We start from the raw sequence: 3,884 nt of genomic DNA, 5'->3' as shown, positions 1-3,884 counted from the left end.
GGGCCGCGCTGGTCACCGCCACCCGGGCCACCGAGCTGGGGGCGCCCTCGGGGCTGGACTTCCGGGGCGTCGTGGCCACCGGCGCGCCGGCCAACCTCGAGCACCTCTTCCAGTGGGGCGGGCCGGGCTTCCCCCCGGTGTCGCTGCCCACCGGCCTCAACCTCTACGCCTTCTACATCCTCGCCGGCCTGCGTGACCAGCACCCCGAGTTCGAGCTCGACCAGTTCCTCACCCCGCGGGGCCGTGAGATGGTCGACTCCGCCGAGCAGCTCTGTTACGAGGACATGCGCGCGGCGGTGGGCGATTTCCAGATCTCCCAGGCGCTCACCCGGCCGGTCAGGGACATCCCGGACGTCTTCGGCCATCTCCAGCGGTACATGGGGACCCCGGCCACCGGGTACGACCGCCCGGTCTTCCTGGGCCAGGGCCTGCTCGACCTGGACGTGCCCGCGCCCTCCGCGCTGTCCCTCGCGGCGGAGATGACCCTGAACCGCCAGCCACTCGAGTTGCACGTCTATCCGGACAGGGACCACAGCGGGACGGTCTATGCGGCGACGCCGGACGCCACCGCGTTCCTGAACCGGGTGATGGGCTGAGCAGAATCCCGCAGTTGGACACGCCGTCAACATGCCGTTCCACATCGGGCGCGGCAGGAGCCGGTCGACGCCACATCAACGATGTGACGTAATCCACAATCGTTACCTACTTGTCACATGAGAATTTCCGAGTAGAGTCCTCGCCATCGCCGCGCGGGGATGTTCAGGGACTCCCCGCGCGGCTGACTTAATTTCGACGCCGCCCGCATTTCGGCCGAGGCGCCCGACTCTAGAACGTGTTCTAGTATCGTGACTCCCATGAGCTCTCTCGACTTCGAGTCCACCAGCAGGACCCTCACCGCCGGCCGCTTCGAGCTGCACTTCCACGAGGCGGGGGAGCAGAGCGTGACCGAGCCGGAGAGCACGGTCCCGGTCCTGTTCCTCCACGGTTCCGGCCCGGGCGTCACCGCGTGGTCCAACTTCTCCGGCAACTTCCCCGTCTTCGCCGAGCGATTCCACACGATCCTGCTGGACATGCCGGGCTTCGGCAGGAGCTCGGACCTGGAGTGGGAGAAGGCCTACCCCCTGATCGCCGCCGAGGCGATCGACGCGTTCTGTGAGGCCAAGGGCATCGAGAAGGTCGACATCATCGGCAACTCGATGGGCGGCAACGTCGCCTGCGAGACCGCCCTGGCCTACCCCGGCCGCGTCCGCAAAATGGCGCTCATGGGCCCCGGCGGCCTGGCGGCACCGCTGTTCACCCCCGAGCCCAGCGAGGGCTCGCGGCGCCTGTTCGACTTCCTGGCCTCGCCCTCCGACGAGTCCATGGCCGCCTGGGTCGACACGATGGTGGGCAACAAGAAGGTCGTCTCCGACGAGCTGATCCGCGCGCGGACCGAGGCCGCCACCGCCCCGGGGGCCGTCGAGCGGATGTACGCCATCTTCGGATCGATCCTCAAGCCCGAGAACGCCTACACGCCGCTCTACGCGCGGGCCTCCCAGATCCGCCAGGAGACGCTGCTCATCTGGGGCCGCGACGACCGCATGCTGCCCTACGAGCAGGCGCACTTCGCGTTCCGGCAGCTCCGCCGCGCCGAGCTCCACGCCTTCTCGCGCTGCGGGCACTGGGCGATGATCGAACAGAAGGACAAGTTCGAGCGCCTGGTGATCGACTTCCTGCTCAACTGACCCGCTAGCCTCGGGGCATGAGCGAGTCGCCGCAGCCCGACCAGCCCGCCGCGGAACAGCCCTCTGCGGAACAGCCCACCGTGGATCCGCGCACCGGCGAGGACCTGTCCTGGAAGAGCACCCCGGTCGCGATCGTCCTGCTCGACCGTCCCGCACCAGGCCACGCCGAGGTCGGCGACCTCCTCGCCGAGATCTTCGAGGGCTCCTACGAGGTCGATCCCGGGACGGACGACGATCCCGCGACCGGCGTGTCGGTCGAGGACGTCACGGTCGTCGCCACCCCGCTCGACCTCCCGGTGGCCGACGGCGAGGCGTCCCGCTACACCGAGAACCTGGCCATCTGGAACGGCGGCCAGAGCGTGGTGGACACGCATCGCTCCCAGGTCGTCGTGGCCGCCTTCCGCCTCGGCCCGACAGGCGACGACGGCGAACCGGGCGAACCCGAGTACCTGGACCCCAGGCTCGAGACGCTCCGGTGCGAACTCGCGGTGGCCACGGTGGCCGCCGCCCTGACCGCCCTGCCCGGCGCGATCGCGGTGAGCGTGGGCGGCGCGGCCACCACCCTGCCGGCCGGCCCCTACCGCGATCTCGTCGCCGGCAACCCGCTCCCGGTGCCCGCCCTCGTCGGGGTGCGGGCGGGCATGCAGTCCGAGACCACCTCGTGCGTCTACACCAGCGGGCTCGGGCGCTTCGGCCGACTGGACATGGAACGGCTCGACGTCGCCGGGCCCCCGGGCGCCCTCTACGGGCAGATGTGCGACCTGGTCGCGTACTCGCTGGGCTCGGGCACCGTGTTCCAGCCCGGCCAGGCCCTCGAGGTGGGCGGGCCGCAGCCCCTGCTCACCAGCGTCGAGACCTCACCGTTCACCGGGCAGCAGGTCCTGCGTCTCACGCCCGGCTGAGCACGGACCCGGCGTCAGGGCCGCCGGTTGGTGGTCCGCTCCACCACCAACCGCGTGGTGGCCGCCAGCTGGAACGGCCGGACGACGGGCTCGATACGACTGGTCAGCCGTTCCTTCTTGAGCCTGGCGATCACGCTGCGGACCAGCTCGGGCAGGGGAGTGCCCGAATGGTCGACCAGCGGGTAGATGCGGACCTCCGGGGCGACCCTCGCCATCTCGACGATCGCGTCGACATGGTCGGCCGTGCTCATCCGGTCCGCGTAGGTGAACAGAAGGTGGGAGCACAGGACGAGGTCGGCCGAGTCGGAGGCCAGGGGTAGATCCGGGAGAGCGCCGGCGACGTACCTCCCGGGCGCGACCTCGAGGTCGGCGAGCATCGACTCCGCCGCGGTCCGGCGGACGGATTCGTGACCGACCACGCCGCCCCGGACGTCCCAGTCGTAGTCGCGGTCCCGGGAGTGGAAGTGGGCCAGGGATCGATCCAGGTCCGCCAGGACCCGTTCCCGCAGGTCGCCGCCACCGAGCGCGTACTGCGGATCCACCGCGATCGCGTCCCCGCCCGCCGCGCAGATCTCCGCCACCGCGCTGGCCGCCCCGCCCGGGCAGTCGACGATCCGCCCACCCAGGTCCGCGTCGTCGAGGCTGAACATGTCGGTGTACTCCGCCAGCGAGCGCGCGCTCACCAGGACGTCCGATTCCGACAGCGGTAGGTGGATGGTTCGGGGACTTGCGGTCACCTGGACGTTCTCCTCGATCAGGTCGGGATGGGCCGGTCTCGGCCGTGGTCCTCTCCGGGCCGAACCGTGGTCCGGTGTGGACCGTGCTCCCGACTGATGATCGGCCCACCCGTTCCCGGTGGGTCCGTGACGCGCGTCCTACGCCGAGGCGGGGTGGGCGAGGTGAGCGGCGCGGATCCACCGGGGTTCGCATCGCCAACACATGAGCACGTCGTTCTGCACGGCGTCACGGTAACAGCGCCCTCCGACACCGGCCACCGATTCGACACCGGTGCACCGAACCCTGACGTCCGGCCCGGAAGTGACGTGCCCCACCAGTAGAACGGACACACGTTATAGTTTTGTCCACCGCGGCATGCGCGCAGAGTCGTTCCGCCAGCACCGATACTGGAGAACACGTGAGATCACCGTCACCGGACCGGGCCGCCACCCGCGGCCTCTCCCCTCTCGCCGGGGCGCTCGCGCTCGGACTGGTCGTGGCCCTGGCTCCGGCTCTCGCGACCGGCGCGGCCCCGGAGGCC

4 protein-coding genes are annotated in these 3,884 nt (G+C 70.4%); 3 read left to right on the top strand and 1 reads right to left on the bottom strand.

Going from position 1 to position 3,884, the window contains the following annotated elements:
* The 3 genes from G6017_RS11255 to G6017_RS11245 form a co-directional block, all read left to right on the top strand.
* Positions 1 to 596 (top strand): prolyl oligopeptidase family serine peptidase (locus G6017_RS11255; protein ID WP_182617395.1); only part of this gene is annotated, 596 nt, incomplete at its 5' end.
* A gap of 258 nt (positions 597 to 854) precedes the next feature.
* Positions 855 to 1,724 carry an alpha/beta fold hydrolase gene (locus tag G6017_RS11250; protein ID WP_182617393.1) on the top strand — a complete coding sequence of 290 codons (870 nt, stop codon included), beginning with the start codon at positions 855 to 857 and terminating at the stop codon, positions 1,722 to 1,724.
* Between the two features lie 17 nt (positions 1,725 to 1,741).
* Positions 1,742 to 2,626 (top strand): hypothetical protein, encoded by an 885-nt coding sequence (locus G6017_RS11245; RefSeq protein WP_182617392.1) that lies wholly within the window; start codon positions 1,742 to 1,744, stop codon positions 2,624 to 2,626.
* 14 nt (positions 2,627 to 2,640) lie between these two features.
* On the opposite strand, the gene G6017_RS11240 is transcribed toward G6017_RS11245, so the two are convergent.
* Positions 2,641 to 3,363 (bottom strand): hypothetical protein, encoded by a 723-nt coding sequence (locus G6017_RS11240; protein ID WP_182617390.1) that lies wholly within the window; start codon positions 3,361 to 3,363, stop codon positions 2,641 to 2,643.
* Positions 3,364 to 3,884 lie beyond the last annotated feature (521 nt).

This window comes from Dietzia sp. B44 (assembly GCF_014145245.1).
In the GTDB taxonomy this organism is placed as follows: Bacteria; Actinomycetota; Actinomycetes; order Mycobacteriales; family Mycobacteriaceae; genus Dietzia; species Dietzia natronolimnaea.
The sequence above is the reverse complement of the archived record's forward strand: the minus strand, read 5'-3'. Positions and strand labels throughout refer to the sequence as shown.